General features: G+C 63.3%; 11 protein-coding genes. 2 read left to right on the forward strand and 9 right to left on the reverse strand.

Going from position 1 to position 14,541, the window contains the following annotated elements; genetic code table 11:
• Nucleotides 1-68: 68 nt before the first annotated feature.
• From HU752_RS16900 to HU752_RS16910, 3 genes are all read right to left on the reverse strand, one after another.
• Entirely contained in the window at nt 69-2,216 is a 2,148-nt protein-coding gene (locus tag HU752_RS16900; RefSeq protein WP_186682958.1) for a hypothetical protein, read from the reverse strand.
• Nucleotides 2,203-3,405: a DUF3142 domain-containing protein gene (locus HU752_RS16905; protein ID WP_186682956.1), complete on the reverse strand. Its 1,203-nt coding sequence runs from the start codon at nt 3,403-3,405 to the stop codon at nt 2,203-2,205. Before HU752_RS16905 ends, HU752_RS16900 begins: the two co-directional genes overlap by 14 nt.
• Before the next feature lie 189 nt (nt 3,406-3,594).
• A complete protein-coding gene (locus HU752_RS16910) occupies nt 3,595-4,023 on the reverse strand; it encodes a cytochrome c (protein ID WP_186682954.1) in 429 nt (142 codons plus the stop codon).
• Between the two features lie 49 nt (nt 4,024-4,072).
• Here HU752_RS16910 and idi point away from each other — a divergent pair, with 49 nt between their 5' ends.
• Nucleotides 4,073-4,636 (forward strand): isopentenyl-diphosphate Delta-isomerase, encoded by a 564-nt coding sequence (idi, locus tag HU752_RS16915; RefSeq protein ID WP_186682952.1) that lies wholly within the window; start codon nt 4,073-4,075, stop codon nt 4,634-4,636.
• A 31-nt stretch (nt 4,637-4,667) separates the two neighbouring features.
• Here idi and HU752_RS16920 read toward each other — a convergent pair whose 3' ends face one another.
• The 6 genes from HU752_RS16920 to HU752_RS16940 form a co-directional block, all read right to left on the reverse strand.
• Nucleotides 4,668-6,917 carry an ATP-dependent DNA helicase gene (locus HU752_RS16920; RefSeq protein WP_186682950.1) on the reverse strand — a complete coding sequence of 750 codons (2,250 nt, stop codon included), beginning with the start codon at nt 6,915-6,917 and terminating at the stop codon, nt 4,668-4,670.
• Entirely contained in the window at nt 6,914-8,563 is a 1,650-nt protein-coding gene (locus tag HU752_RS16925; RefSeq protein ID WP_186682948.1) for a VRR-NUC domain-containing protein, read from the reverse strand. Before HU752_RS16925 ends, HU752_RS16920 begins: the two co-directional genes overlap by 4 nt.
• A gap of 105 nt (nt 8,564-8,668) precedes the next feature.
• Nucleotides 8,669-10,108: an aminotransferase-like domain-containing protein gene (locus HU752_RS16930; protein ID WP_225920181.1), complete on the reverse strand. Its 1,440-nt coding sequence runs from the start codon at nt 10,106-10,108 to the stop codon at nt 8,669-8,671.
• A gap of 41 nt (nt 10,109-10,149) precedes the next feature.
• A complete protein-coding gene (locus HU752_RS16935) occupies nt 10,150-11,649 on the reverse strand; it encodes a hypothetical protein (protein ID WP_186682944.1) in 1,500 nt (499 codons plus the stop codon).
• 263 nt (nt 11,650-11,912) lie between these two features.
• Entirely contained in the window at nt 11,913-12,038 is a 126-nt protein-coding gene (locus tag HU752_RS31925) for a hypothetical protein (protein ID WP_264083970.1), read from the reverse strand.
• A gap of 210 nt (nt 12,039-12,248) precedes the next feature.
• Nucleotides 12,249-13,271 (reverse strand): zinc-dependent alcohol dehydrogenase family protein, encoded by a 1,023-nt coding sequence (locus tag HU752_RS16940; RefSeq protein ID WP_186682942.1) that lies wholly within the window; start codon nt 13,269-13,271, stop codon nt 12,249-12,251.
• A 307-nt stretch (nt 13,272-13,578) separates the two neighbouring features.
• Here HU752_RS16940 and HU752_RS16945 point away from each other — a divergent pair, with 307 nt between their 5' ends.
• Nucleotides 13,579-14,496: a LysR family transcriptional regulator gene (locus HU752_RS16945; protein WP_225920011.1), complete on the forward strand. Its 918-nt coding sequence runs from the start codon at nt 13,579-13,581 to the stop codon at nt 14,494-14,496.
• Nucleotides 14,497-14,541 lie beyond the last annotated feature (45 nt).

Here is a 14,541-nt window from a genome sequence, read left to right on the forward strand (position 1 = left end):
AAATCTGGAAACCGATGGCTGTTCAGGGAGTTACCTCCTATCAATAGCACGCCCGGCCGCCGATTGCCTCACTGCTTTACCTTGCGGCGGCGAATCCACAGCCAGCCGATACCGCCCAGCAGCGCCACGGCAACGGTCAACACCAGCGCCTTGTAGGGGCGCAAGGCTGAACGCACGGTGTGGATCGGTTGGGTCAGATAACGCCGATTGGCCTGGTCGAACCGAGGTTCCTGGCACTGCTGGCCGAAATTCCCGGCCCATTCGACATAGGGCCCCTGCTCGACATAGCGCTGGTACAACGCGATTTCCTGATCGGTACCGGCGACCCAACCGGCGGCCTTGCACAGTACCGCGGCAAACGCCTGGCTGCTGTGGGGCAACTGATTGGCAGCCTGACTGGCCAGGTCGGCGGCGACGTAACGGTAGTGATAACGCTGGTTGGGCTTGGCCTCGGTACCCTGTTGGCGCTTGATCTCCGCCTCTTCGAGGAACGGTGCAGGCTTGAGTTCCGGGCTTTCCAGGCTGTAGTTGCCACCGAGCCAGCGATAATCCGGCGCCATCTCGTAGCCGAGGATCTCCATGCCGCTCTTGCGCGCCAGCTTGCCTGCCGCGTACAGCGCCTCGGCGCGCCCCGTAGCGGTCCAGCGCGAGGCGGCATCCTTGCGGTCCTGACCATAGGCCTGGGCGGTAGCCTGCAGTTCGGGGGTATCGAAGTAGGCTGGCGCCTCATCGTAGCGACCTTCGCGCAACAACCGGCGGCCCAGCAACTCGCGCAATTGCGCCGCCACGGGACGACGCACGTAGTTGTCCTTGTCTTGCTGGGTGGCTGGCGGCGGCGCGGTGACATGGGCATCGACATAACCCTTGAGCTCATCGAGGGTCAGTACCCGCTCGGCAACGGTTGCCGCATCCGGCCAGTAGATGTCCTGGCTGCGGTAGAGCTGGTCGAACGCCTGCAGGTAGTCGCCACGGTCCAGTGCCAGGATTGCACTTTCGCCCTCGACCCGGCAGCCGGGCTGGACGCTTTCGTAAGCCCAATCCGGCGTACGCCGCGAGCCCCAGCTTTCATCCTTGGGAAACGCAGCGGCGGCCTTGGCATAGGCGGCAGCCGCCTGCACCTTGTCGCCATCACGCAGCGCCAGCTTGGCCCGTACCCACCAGGCCAGGCCGCCATCGCCGGCATGCTCGAGGAAGGCCTTGGCCATGGTGAAGTCACCCTTCTGATAGCTCAGCGCTGCCAGCCGGTCGGCGTACTCCAGGCTGCCGGCGGCGCTGTCGAGCACCATCTGGGTCAGGCGCTGCGTATAGGCGGGTTGCTCGTCGAAAGACCAGCCGACCCGACTCAACAGATAGGCGGTCAGCAGCTTCTGAACGGTAGGATGCTGCAGTTGCTCGCGCAACGACTCATCCGGCAACTGATGCAGTTCACCGGCAACCTGCTGCAGCGAGCTGTAGCCCGTGCTGGAGCCGAGCCGACTCTGGCTGGCATACAGCTGCACGGCCGTCTCCCAGTCGCCATTGAGCTTGGCCAGACGAGCCTCCTCACCCAGGCTGGCGATGCCCAGCTCCAGGGGATCGCTGAAATCGCCGGCGCTGAGCTCCCGCACCTGCTGGAAGGCCAATCGAGCCTGTGCTTGCAGGGCAGCGGGCGTCTGCTGCGGATCATCGCTGGCCTCGGCGCTCAGCGCCACCAACGCGCGTCCCAGGGAATAGGCCGCCCAGGTACTGCGCAACTTGCGCTGCTCGGCGGGCAAGGCCAGAACCTTGCGGAAGTACTCGGCCGCCTGGGCCTGGTTACCAGCGTCGAAGGCCACCGCACCGGCGATATACAGTCTCATTTCCTCGGGCAGCTCGGCGCCCTGCTGCTCCACCTGCTGCGGGTCCTGCAATGTGCGCAGTTGCGCCACTTTCGCCCGCAGGTTTTCCGGCAGCTCGCTGGCCTCGACCTCATCGCGTTGCTTGCGGTAGGCGCTGGAGGTGTCATCGCTGTACCAGTACATTCTCAGGGTCGCGTCAGTGGCAGGCTTGAGACCGGCGATCGCCTGGCCGAGACGACTCACCTCAAAGGCGAAGTTGGTCTCCGGCAAATCGGCCAGCGATTGCTCACGGTTGTCCAGCAGCCGCAACGGAAAGTCCGGTCCGCAGGCCAGTGCCGAGCCGAGTGGCAGGCTGAGGGACAGGCACAACAGGTGCCGGGGCCAGTTACGGGTAGACATGCCACGCTCCTTGATCGATTCGGATGCAGCGTGCCCAACCGAGGGCACGCCGGCCACCAGCCGCCACGCGGGCGCTGGACTGGCGATTGAAGACGAGATGTTGCGGTAATGCTTGCAAGGTATAGCCACTGAGTCCGTCGACACCATCGCATTGCTCGGCGCTCAGTTCTACTCGCGGGGGCAACGCCTGGTCGAGATTGCCGACGTTGACCAGGCTGATGTCATAGAGTCCGTCCTGGGATGACAGTTCGACCAGCCACCGGCCGGACAGTGCATCGCCACGCGCCACCGCAGCCAGGGTCGTCAGGCTCCACGCCCGGCGATCGCCCGGCAATGGCAGGCGGAACCAGATCAAGCCGGCCAGGTGCGCAGGCGGTTTGTCCCGCAATTGATGGCCGAGGTCCGCCAGTTGTTGTGGATCGGCCAGTAACTCACGCCGTTCACCGCCACGGTTCAACGGTGTTTCACTCTCGACCAGTGGAACCCCGCCAGTGTCTGGCAGCAACGCCATGCCGTAGGCTGGCAACGCAAGGTAGAACGGTCTTTCGGTAACGTGGCTCCAGCGTTCGGCCCATTTTCGGGCCTGCACCGGATCGAACAGGCCCAGTCGCGGATTGCTTACTGCGTGAACCTGCAACACGCTGCTGTCCACGGCCCGCAACAGGGCCGGCAATTGCGGGCTATCGAGCCAGGCCGGCAAGGCGGTGATGCTCAGTTTCAAGCCCGGCGGCAGTTGCTCGCGCAACTTCAACAGGAAATCCGTGTAGCCCGCCAGGCGGGCACTGGCGCTGTCGTGATCGATTTCCAATCCGCTCGGATTCAGGCCTGCGGCCTGCCAATCGGCCAGCATCTGTCCGATCTGGGTACGGGCCACATCCAGGTCCAGCGCGGGGAGCTGGCCGTCGAGACGTACGACCGCGATCACGGGCCGGCCATCGGCCTTGAGCCGTGACAAGTCGACCAGCGCCCTGCTCCACCCCGCCTGGGGCTGGGCCTGCAACGCCAGCACGCGCAAGGTCGAGAAGTCCGCCCGGCTTTCGGCCAGGGCCTGTTCATGGGCCGGTCGCCATTGGCGTTGCCAGACATAGAGTTGCTGATCGAGGGGCTTGGCCGGTTCAGGCCGGCAGCCGACCAGCAGGCCCAGCGCAAGGCAGGCACACAGGCGGCGAAGGTACGACGTGGCGGGCATACAGTCCTTTGTCGGGCGCGTTCGAGCACCGTTTCGAGGAGCGATATTACCTCAACGCGACCACCGCTGGCGGCTCATTTTTCCTGCCAGCCACCGCCCAGGCTCTGGATGAGCGCCACGCTGTCCTGGGTGTCCCGCCTGGTCTGATGGACGGGCACGGTCCGCCGTCGTGTACTGCGGACCGCCGGGTCAGCGGCTGTTTGCAATCACGCCAGCCATGTATTGGTGCAAGTCCCGGAAATCCTGAACCCTCCAGGTGAACGGCGGTACTTTCACACCATTCTCTTTCAGGGTTCTCGGGATCAGGTCGCCATTGGGACGAAGAATGACCGATGAAACAATGACGCCCGGATAATCGTTAAGCCGTTTCTTGAAGGCAGGCGTTGTCAGGTCCGGCGTGGGCGGGTTGCTTTTCCGCGCCAGCGGACCCGTACCCTTGATATCGGGACCATGGCACATGGCGCAGCGCTGCAGATAGATGTTCTTTCCGTTGGCATTGTCCGCGAAGGATGGCGCTGCCTGAACCAGCGACAAGGCCCCGAGCAGGGCGACAGGCAACCTTCTGAAGAAAAAGGCGGGTGAAAGAACGGAGCTTTTTGGCGTTGCGACGTGAAACATGCTAATCCCTTGTGCATTTATAGTTATTGATTGCAGCGGAGTCCGAATCATGGAGGAAACTCTCATCCTGGTCGATGAGCATGATTGCGAGACCGGTAGCGCGCAGAAACTGTTCGTCCATCAACAGGGCCTGCGACACCGGGCCTTCTCGATCTTCATCTTCGACGAACAGGGTCGCCTGCTCATGCAACGGCGAGCCATGGGCAAGTACCATTCGCAAGGCTTGTGGACCAACACCTGTTGTGGTCACCCCCGCCTGGGCGAGCAGACCCATGCGGCTGCGCAGCGGCGCCTGTTCGAGGAAATGGGACTGACCTGCCCGCTGAGCAAGGTGGCCTCCCTGCTCTATCGGGAACAGGTCTCCAACCAACTGATCGAACATGAATTCGATCACCTGTTCGTGGGGCTCGGCGGCACGCCACCGCAGGCCAATCCCGACGAGGCCATGGACTGGCGTTGGCTGCCGCTGTCGGATATCCCCCGCTGCATTGCCGCCGAGCCGGAAAGCTATACCGTGTGGTTTTGCAGGATCTTCGAACTATATCCCCTCGCCGAACTGCAGCGTTGGTACGAAATGGTCCTACACCCGGCCTCTCGTCATGCGCCACGGTAAGCGTAGCGCCATCCGCCGCATTCCCGAGCGGTCAGACCTGCCACCAGCGTGGCAACAACTGCCGGACCCTGGCCTCGGCAAAACGATCGTCGATCAACACCACCACTCCATGATCGTGCTGGCTGCGAATCACCCTCCCCGCGGCCTGCACCACCTTCTGCAGCCCCGGGTAGAGGTAGGTGTAGTCGTAACCGGAGCCGAACAGCGCGGCCATGCGCTGCTTGATCTGCTCATTGAGCGGGTTCAGTTGCGGCAGGCCCAGGGTGGCAATGAAGGCGCCGATCAGGCGCTGCCCAGGCAGGTCGATGCCCTCGCCAAAGGCTCCGCCCAGCACCGCGAAACCGATCCCCTGGCTGTGCTCGGTGAACTGGTCGAGAAAAGCCTGGCGCTGGCTTTCCTCCATGCGCCGTGATTGCAGCCACAACGCAATACCCGGGTGGGTCTCGGCCATCAGTTGGGCCACCTGCTGCAGATAGTCGAAACTGCTGAAAAAGGCCAGGTAGTTGCCAGGGCGTTGGCTGAACTGCTCGGCCATCAGCTCGACAATGGGCGCCAGTGACGCCTGGCGGTGCACGTAGCGGGTAGACACCTGGCTAACGATGCGCAGGTCCAGCTGTTCACGCCGAAACGGCGATTCGACATCGATCCAGGCCGTGTCGGCTGGCAGCCCCAGCAGGTCAGCGTAGTAGTGCCGAGGGCTGAGGGTCGCGGAAAACAGCACGCTGCTACGGGCAGCCGTCAGGCGAGGACGCAGGAACGCCGCCGGCACCACATTCCGCAGGCATAGCTGTGACAGGCGCCGACGCCCGAGTTCGCGCACGCTGATATCGAACAGGAAGTGCTCATCGAACAACTCGCCGACCCGGGCGAACTGCAGCAGCTCGAAGTAGAAGGCCTGCAGCTCGCCGTCCAGTCCTTGCGGATGCTCGTTGAGGTAGTCGCCAATGGCCGATATGCACGAGGTAACGGACAGCAGCAGCTTGCCTGGCGCCTGCTCATAGGCCTGGTAGCTGGCCACCTGCTCCTTGTGCAAGGCATTCCACTCGCGGTTCAGGCGTTGCAGCGACTTCTGCAACGGTACCGGCGCATGCTTGCGAACCTGCGCGAGGGCCTGCTGGTCGAGACTGGCGCTGTACATCTGGCGCCCACGCTCCACCAGGTTGTGCGCCTCGTCCACCAGGGTTGCGACCCGCCACTGGTTGGCCTGGGCCAGGCCGAACAGCAGCGCGCTGAAATCGAAGTAATAGTTGTAGTCGGCAACCACCCAGTCGGCCCAGCGGGCCATTTCCTGGCTCAGGTAGTACGGGCAGATGTCGTGGGCCAGGGCCACTTCGCGCAGGGCCTGGCGATCCAGCACGGCCACTGCGCTTGCCGCCTGGCGCGCGGCCGGCAGGCGATCATAGAACCCTCGTGCCAGTGGACAGGCCTCGCCGTGGCAGGCCTTGTCCGGATGCTCGCAAGCCTTGTCCCGCGCCACCAATTCCAGCACCCGCAGCGGCAAGCCATCCTGGCGGGCGTGCAACACCTGCGCCGCATCCAGGGCCAACTGGCGCCCCGGGGTCTTGGCGGTAAGGAAGAACACCTTGTCCAACTGCTGCGGGGCCAGGGCCTTGAGCATCGGAAACAGCGTACCGAGCGTCTTGCCAATCCCGGTGGGCGCCTGGGCCATCAGGCAGCGGCCGGTACTGACCGCCTTGTACACGGTCTCGGCCAGGGACCGCTGGCCAGGCCGGAATTCGCCATGGGGGAACGCCAGCTCGCGGGCGGCCTGGTCACGGGCGCTGCGATGGGCCATTTCCTGCTCGGCCCAATGCAGGAACAGCGTGCACTGTTGTTCGAAAAAGCCCCTGAGATCCTCGGCGCGCCAGGTTTCGCGCAGCAGGGTTTCCTTCTCGCTGACGATGTCGAAGTACACCAGCGCCAGGTTGATCTCGGGCAGTTGCAGGTGCTCGCAGGCCAGCCAGCCATAAATACGCGCCTGGGCCCAGTGCAACTGGCGATGGTTGTCCGGCTGGTTGGCGAGGTCGCCGCGGTAGGTCTTGATCTCCTCCAGCTGGTTCTGCACCGGGTCATAGCCATCGGCCCTGCCCCGGACCCGCAGTTGCCGGTGATACCCCTCCAGGGCCAGCTCCGCGCGATACCCCTCACTGCGGCGCGCGGCCACGGTGCGGTGACCGGTGATGCCCTCCAGGGCGGTCGGTGACGGGGTGAAGCGCAGGTCCAGGTCGCCCACCTTGGCAGTGAACTCGCACAGGGCCCGCACGGCAACGCTGTAGATCAAGCGCCCGGCTCCGCCCATTGCACGTAGCAGACGGTCACCGGCATCTGGTGCCGGTGGCAGAACTCCAGCCAGCGCAGCTGGTTGTCCTGCAGGCGATCGCCGGGGCCCTTGACCTCGATCATTCGGTAGGTTTTCTGCGCCGGCCAGAACTGGATCAGGTCCGGCATGCCGGCGCGGTTGGCCTTGATATCCAGCAACAGTCGCTCGAACCAGTGTTTCAGGTGTTCAGCCGGCAGGCAGGCAAGCGCCTGTTCGAGCAGTTCCTCGGTCAGTACGTTCCAGAACACGAACGGCGACTGCACCCCCCATTTGGCGACGAAGTTCTGCCGAATGGTCTGCTTGTAGCGCTGGTCCGACAGCTGCCGCAGGCAATCCTCGAACAGTTCGGCACGCCGGGCATGGAAATCCTCGCTGTGCAGGTCTGCCGGCCCGCTCTGGAAGGGGTGGAAAAATGCACCCGGCAACGGCGCGAAGATCGCCGGCCAGCACAACAGGCCGAACAGCGAGTTGACCAGGGTGTTCTCGACATAATGCACCGGTGCCTGCTCTTCCTGCAGGTGCCGGGCGACGCGTTGCTCGACTGACTCGTCCGGTTCGAAGCTAAGGTTGAAATCCAGCCGCGTCACGGGTGTCGGCGCGCTGCGCGCCACGGCCGGCAGGCCGAGCCGGCGCCTCAGGCGCGGCAGGATACGCTGCAGGTGCTGTTCTTCCTCGGCCGTATCGGGTGCCGCCTGGGCCTCGCTGGCCAGGGCCATGGCGGCCTCGTGCTCACCCAGGCGCTCCAGCACGCGGATACGGCGCAGACGGGCGCCGGGGTACAGGCAGCTCTGGTAGATCGCCAGCGCGCCGGCGAGGTCTTCCTCGCGCTCACGGTACTGGCCCAGTTGAAACAGCAGCTTGCCACGGCGGCGCTCCAGCCAGGGGTTGTCGATTTCCAGCCGGTTGACCTGTTCCAGCACCCAGGCCACCTCCTCCCCGACCTCCAACGCCTGCCGGGCCGCGTGCAGGTGCAGGTAGCCGTCCACGTCCGCACGACTGCGCAGGCCGCGGGAATCGGCATGGAACTCGACCTTTTCGTAGCTGAAGATGCCCAGGTCAGCCAGCACGAACTCCGACCAGTCCTGGTAGAGGTTGCCAAAGAACATCAGCCGCAGGCGATCACACAGCGCCATGACCTCCAGGCTGTAGAGCCGGTCTGGCACCTGGGGGCACCACTGGTCGAATGGACGCGGCTCGACGAACAGCAGGGCCAGTTGCTCGTACAGCTCGGCTTTCTTCAGCTTGGGCTGCACGATCTCGGCCTGGAACGCCTGGACGATCTCGGCCTTCTGCAATACCCCGAAGACGCTTTCCAAGGTCAGGGGCAGGTCGTCCCGGACCCAGCCACGCTCCAGCAACGGCTGCACGGCGGTCTCGGTGTCGCCGATCTCGCCGTAGTTCAGCTTGCTGCGACGAAAGTGCTCGCCCTTGCGCATCACCATCCGCACCAGCAAGGCTCGCGAAGCCCTGGGCAATCGGACGAAATCGTCGATGAACGCCCGCTCCTGCGCATCCAGCAGGTCGGCATAACGCTGCGTCAGCCAATCGAGTACGCACTGGAAGTTGTTCAGGTAGTAGAAGGGATCGTCGAGGGGCGCAGTTGTCACGGGTAGGCAGGACCACAGTTGTCGAGTGCTGGTTATGCATACAGATAACAGTCCTCCCCGCGTCTGGCAAACACAATTGGACAAAGGGCCCCCCGGCCTGTGGTTTCAGGCGCCGAACTCCAGGCGCAAGGTGTTGCCCAGCGGCCCCAGGGCCAGGTCCAGATGGCGGTGGCTGTTGGACGTACCGCTCAGGCGCAGGCAGTCGCGATGCAAACCCTGCAGGCTGAACAGTTCGCCAGGGGCGATGACGATCTTCTGCTCCAGCAACTGTTCGAAGACCTGGCGCATATCCACCGCGCGCCTGGCCCGTGCCCAGACCGTCGCGCCGCCCTGGGGCGGGACGAAGTCCAGGCTATCGGACAACCGCTCCTGCAGCAGTTGGGTCATCTGCAGCATGCGCTCCTGCAGCAACCGACGCAGGGTACCCAGGTGCTGGTCGATACGCCCGCTGCTGTACAACCGGGCAATCGCCTTCTGTCGGGTCGGCGACATGCGGAATGAACGCAGCAGGAAATGCCGCTGCAGTTCCACCCCGAAGTGGCGTGACAACAGGTAACCGAACGGTGCCTCGCAGCCCATGAACCGTTCGAAACCCGCCAGTACCAGCAGGCGCTCCGGGTCGACCAGGTCACGCATGTGCACTGCGTCGGGCTGGTAGGCCAGCTCGCCGTGGCTGTCGTTCTCCAACAGCCAGACGCCAAAGCGCTCCATCAGCCGGGCGACCTGCCGACGATGCTCCAATGGCATCAGGCTGCCGCGGGGCATGTTGACCCCGGACGACATCAGCAGCAGCTTGACCGGCTGTGCCTGCAACACCTGTTCGAGCCGCTTCAGGTCGAAGAGCCCGTTCGGGTCCAGCGGCAGCTCGACCACGTCGACCCCGCCGGCCTGCAACAGGCGCAGAATCACCCAGTCACAGGGTGACTCGACAAGTACCGTGGTGTGTTTCAACGACAGCGCCGCCATCAGTGTTTCCAGCACGCTGCGCACATCGGCGCCGATGTAGACGTCGTCGGCATGCCAATAGCGCCGGGCCGAGGTGGTATAGCGCACCGCCAACGCGGCACGCAGTTCCATCTCGCCAAAAGGCTGCAACTGCGGCTGCTGTTGCCGGGGGTACTGGCGCACCAGCTCACGCTCGAGCAGCAGCAACGGATTGTCCAGCGACAGCAGCAAGGCCGGCTCGTCATTACCCAGCACCAGGGTGCCGGGCCGGCGCGAGTGCACGTAGATCCGTTCCAGCAGGTCGGCGCCACCGCTGACGAACGAGCCGCCGGGCACCGGCAGCGCGTAGTAGCCGGACTTGGCCTGGGAATAGACCCGCCCCTCCTTCTCCAGCAGGGAGTAGGCGTACTGGATGGTCGAGATCGACACGTTCAGGCGCTCGGCCAGTTGCCGCAACGAGGGCAACTTGACCCGGGCTTCGGTTTCGACCTCGTTGATGAGGCTGACCAGGTACCGATAGACCGCCTGGTAGGCAAAACCCGAGTGCTTGCGCTCCCGGACTGTCCCAGGCGGACGGCCGTTCGGCCCGGCCTGGGACAGTCCGGGCTTGGGGGATCTTGAAACAGTCAATCGCAAACCCTTCAGCGTCCCGACAGGACTTCCTGGCGGACTTCGCCATTGTCGGGATTGATGATATCGACACGGTGCTTGTCCGGATCGCTAGCCCGTACCCGGGCAATCAGCGACGCGGCAGCGCTGAAGTCGACCTGTTTTTTCTGGTAGAGGTCCTGCAGGCGCTCGAGTGGCAAGCCGCTGACCTCCTTCAGCCACTGCTCGACCTGCTCCCCGGCCGGCTTGGCCGACAGTGCCTTGTGCAGGTCCGGCAAGGCCACCAGCATGCCCGGATGGCAACGGCGCAGGAAAAGCTCGAGCCCCCGTCCCTGGTTGACGAATGGTGCGAACAACAGGCAGATGAGCTGCCCCTCGCTCAGGCCATAGGCTTCCTGCGCATAGGCCCGGGCCAGCGCCCTGCGGCCCAGGAGCTTCTCCGGCGTGTCGTAGGCCATCATCGCCTGTTCGATCAGCGGGGCCGACATGCGTTTCTTGCGCATCATCACCACGGCCAGTTGCAGGTATTCGGTAATGCCGGCCTGGTAGTTCAGCCCCCGGACATACTGGGCCTGCAGGCCACGCATATGAGCCATCAACAATGGGTTGGCGCAGTCGGATTCACTGAAGTGAAACGCCAGGTCATCGAAACGAAAGCCAAGGAACTCGGTCAGCAGTGGCCAGCGCTGTTCGATGTCGCTGCCCACTAGGTCATGCACGCCGAGGATCATCGGTCCCTGCCTGCGACTGGAGCGACTGATGGCCGGTCCCTGCGGCTGCAGAGAGGCGTCACCATAGAGCTCGCGGTAATACTCAAGGCTCAGCTCGTTGCAGGTCCTGACCGCTTCCTCGAACTCCAGGGGGCCTTCAGTCGTGCGGCCGTGCTCGGGCTTCTCGGTCGAGCGCAGCAACCAGGTCAGGTATTGCTTCTGCTCACGGGGCGGATCACCCAGGATCAACGCATCGATTCCCTGGTCCCAGGCACTGGCCCGCTCATAGAAGTCGGCCATCGACAGGTAACAGTTGTTGCAGAACGTGGTGCGGCTGTCACCCGCCGTCAGATGGCCATTCATGAGCAGATCGCGCCGATTGAACTCACGGGCCATCTCGGACATCGGCGTACGGTGGTTGAACGGCCGCACATGCTTGTTGTCGACCATCAACAACTCCACCCGCGGGTCGTCGTAGACGAACAGGGCGCAATAGGCGTGATGGATGTTGTTCATCACCATGGAGGTGAGACCCGCATGACGCGAGGTCGCGATACGCAGGTTGAAGGTCGCCGGCGAGCGGCCGGCAATACTCAACTGCGCGGCCCGCAGGAAGGCCAGCGTGTAGCTGCTGTCCTTGCCACCGCCGTGGCCCACCATGACCTTGAACTCGCCGATACGCTCGATACCGCCGGCAGCGACGATCAGGCGCTGGATCAACAACTGCAGGGCGATACGTTCGGCACGGCTGAAGTAACTCATCAACCGTTGTAGGACCTGTTGATACACATAGTTCATTGCCTGCTCATGAATAGAGCTCATAGCCTTTACACCTGGATTGGGTTCAGTGTCGGGCCAACGGCGCTCGTATTATCCGCGCTTGCCAGGTCGTGCCATGTTCAGGTGCCTAATAAGCGTGCGCCACCGGAACATGTCGGGCAACAACAAGAGTATTACCCCGAGCCTGTAACATCCATAGCCGGATATACGAGCGTGCCCTGATTACTGATTGCCGGTTAGCGTTGGAAATACCTGGAGCAAAACAACTTCCTAGGAATATTCTTACATCAACTTACAAGTTTCGATTACCTGAAGCGCAGACGGCCAAGCCCCGCTGCATGGGCCCGGCCTGTTCTTCCTGCCTCGGCAAACTCGGCGCCCAAAGCTTGTGCAAGTGGCCCGGTGCGGTACAACAACTGAATTTGGTTCATGACTCATTCCTTGAGCTGAAAGTTACCGGTTAATTATCAGCGCCCAGAAAACGATTAACAGATACAGAATTTCTGGAAAAACCAGTTCAGTTACAGCCAGGCAAGCCGATCAGCGACAAGTTTCGGCCGCATGCCCGCTAAAATATTGGACAAAATAAAAAGCCCCGTATCAGTCGACCGATACGAGGCTGGATGAAACGCGTGATGGCGTCAGGCGTTCTCGATCTGCAAGGCCACGCGACCGCGGCATGGACAGGCATCCATGAACCGATGAGCCTCGACGAACGCCTCGAAAGGAAATGAGCGAATCTCCATTGGCGGCAACACGCGATCGGCCGTCAACTGGTTGATATCGCGCAGTGCCCGTTGTACCGCCGCCTGGTCCTGGACGATGCCCAGCTCCGGCTTGCCGGTGAAGTTGCCGATGCAGTGCACGAAGAACTGGATGTTCTTCTGGAACGCCGCACAAGCCGGGAATGGCGTCTGGTTGCCACCCTGCAGGCCATAGAGCACCAGGCTGCCCCGGGGCGCGAGCACATCGCCGAGCATCGACATCTGCGGCCCGCCCAGGCCGTCGAAGACCATGTCGACACCCCGACCATCGGTGTATTTGTTGATCTGCATCAGCAGATCCTGTTCCTCGGTGACCACGACCTTCTCGGCGCCCAGGGCCAGCAGGCAATCGCGCTCCTCGGCGGTCTTGGTCGCGGCGATCACCTTCACGCCCAGGGCCTTGCCCAGTTGCACGAAGGCCGGGCCGGCGCAGTGGCTGGCGTCGGTGATCAGGGCGAACTGCCCGGGCTTGACGCGCGCCAGGTCGACATACGCGAAATAGGCAATCAACAGCGGCGTGTAGTGGACACTGGCCTGGACCGGCGTCAGCACATCCGGGTAACGCGTCAGGGACGAGCGCGGCAGGATGATCACTTCGCCATACACGGGATAGTCGTTGGGGCTCTGGGCCGGGAAGCTGGCAACCTTGTCGCCCACGGCCAAGTCGTCCACGCCATCGCCGACGGCGGTGACCACGCCGGCCATCTCGTGGCCGATACCGGCCGGCAGGCGGGCATGGGAAGACGCCAGGTTCTGCCGCCAAAGCACGTCATACCAGCTGATGCCAATCGCTTCGACACGTACCTGCACTTCGCCCGGTGCAGGCAAGGACGTCGCATGCTCTTCGCACTTGAGCACCTCGGCCGAACCAAACTTGTGAAAACGGATCGTGCGGGACATCGCAAACCTCGCCAAATGAACTTCTAATGACACGAACTCTATCCGGGCTTTGTCTTGAACACTATCCGTGCCCGTTAATAGTCGACATGCCTGTCATTGATTCGGGGGCATTGTACACAATGTCAGCCGCATCGGGCCTTGGCTGTGAGAAAAGCCTCCTTGATGCGACAGAAACGCCCGAAAACCCGAGTCCAAGTGGCATCATTCCGCAGATAGATAGGAAAGTTCATTTTTCCAGTGCGAATCAGGCGGTTTTGCCCTTAAGATTCATCCCTCACGTTATTGACCGTCCTGTGAAGCGAGCCCGATGAACCGTAACGACCTGCGTCGCGTCGATCTGAACCTGTTGATCGTGTTCGAAACCCTGATGCATGAGCGCAGCGTGACCCGGGCCGCGGAAAAGCTGTTTCTCGGCCAACCGGCGATCAGTGCGGCGCTGTCGCGCCTGCGTAATCTGTTCGATGACCCGCTGTTCGTGCGCACCGGGCGCAGCATGGAGCCTTCGGCACGCGCCGAAGAGATCTTTGCCCTGCTCTCGCCGGCGCTGGATTCGATTTCCACCGCCGTGAGTCGCGCGGCCGAGTTCGATCCGGCGACCAGCACCCAGGTGTTTCGTATCGGCCTGTCCGACGACGTCGAGTTCGCCCTGCTGCCACAATTGCTCAAGCGCCTTCGGGCCGAGGCACCCGGCATCGTGCTGGTGGTGCGCCGGGTCAACTACCTGCTGATCCCGGCCAAGCTCAGCTCCGGCGAGATTTCCATCGGCGTGTGCTACACCGCCGACCTGCCCGCCAACGCCAAGCGCAAGGTGCTGCGCCGCAGTTCGCCCAAGCTGCTGCGGGCCGACACCGTGCCAGGCCCGCTGAGTCTGGATGACTTCTGCGCCCGTCCCCATGCACTGGTGTCCTTTGCCGGCGACTTGAGCGGTTTCATCGACACGGAGTTGGAAAAACTTGGGCGCAAGCGCCACGTCGTGCTGGCGGTTCCCCAGTTCAACGGCCTGGGTACGCTGATCAGCGGCACCGATATCATCGCCACCGTACCCGACTACACCGCCGATGCCCTGACCGCCGCCGGCGGCGTACGGGCCGAGGACCCGCCACTGCCGGTGCAGAGTTTCGAACTGCACATGGCCTGGCGCGGCTCCCAGGACAACGATCCGGGCGAGCGCTGGTTGCGCTCGCGGATCCAGATGTTCTGCGGGGACCCCGATAGTCTGGCATGACCTTGAGGGGCCGCGTGGCGGCTCGCCCCGGATCACTTGCAATGC

This window comes from Pseudomonas vanderleydeniana (assembly GCF_014268755.2).
Lineage (GTDB): Bacteria > Pseudomonadota > Gammaproteobacteria > Pseudomonadales > Pseudomonadaceae > Aquipseudomonas > Aquipseudomonas vanderleydeniana.

Excerpts from the sequence above, each read along its gene's own strand:
- HU752_RS31925 (WP_264083970.1), bottom strand. The coding sequence starts at position 12,038 with ATGAACCAAATTCAGTTGTTGTACCGCACCGGGCCACTTGCACAAGCT.
- HU752_RS16910 (WP_186682954.1), bottom strand. The coding sequence starts at position 4,023 with ATGTTTCACGTCGCAACGCCAAAAAGCTCCGTTCTTTCACCCGCCTTT.
- HU752_RS16900 (WP_186682958.1), bottom strand. The coding sequence starts at position 2,216 with ATGTCTACCCGTAACTGGCCCCGGCACCTGTTGTGCCTGTCCCTCAGC.
- HU752_RS16940 (WP_186682942.1), bottom strand. The coding sequence starts at position 13,271 with ATGTCCCGCACGATCCGTTTTCACAAGTTTGGTTCGGCCGAGGTGCTC.
- idi (WP_186682952.1), top strand. The coding sequence starts at position 4,073 with ATGGAGGAAACTCTCATCCTGGTCGATGAGCATGATTGCGAGACCGGT.
- HU752_RS16945 (WP_225920011.1), top strand. The coding sequence starts at position 13,579 with ATGAACCGTAACGACCTGCGTCGCGTCGATCTGAACCTGTTGATCGTG.
- HU752_RS16905 (WP_186682956.1), bottom strand. The coding sequence starts at position 3,405 with ATGCCCGCCACGTCGTACCTTCGCCGCCTGTGTGCCTGCCTTGCGCTG.
- HU752_RS16935 (WP_186682944.1), bottom strand. The coding sequence starts at position 11,649 with ATGAGCTCTATTCATGAGCAGGCAATGAACTATGTGTATCAACAGGTC.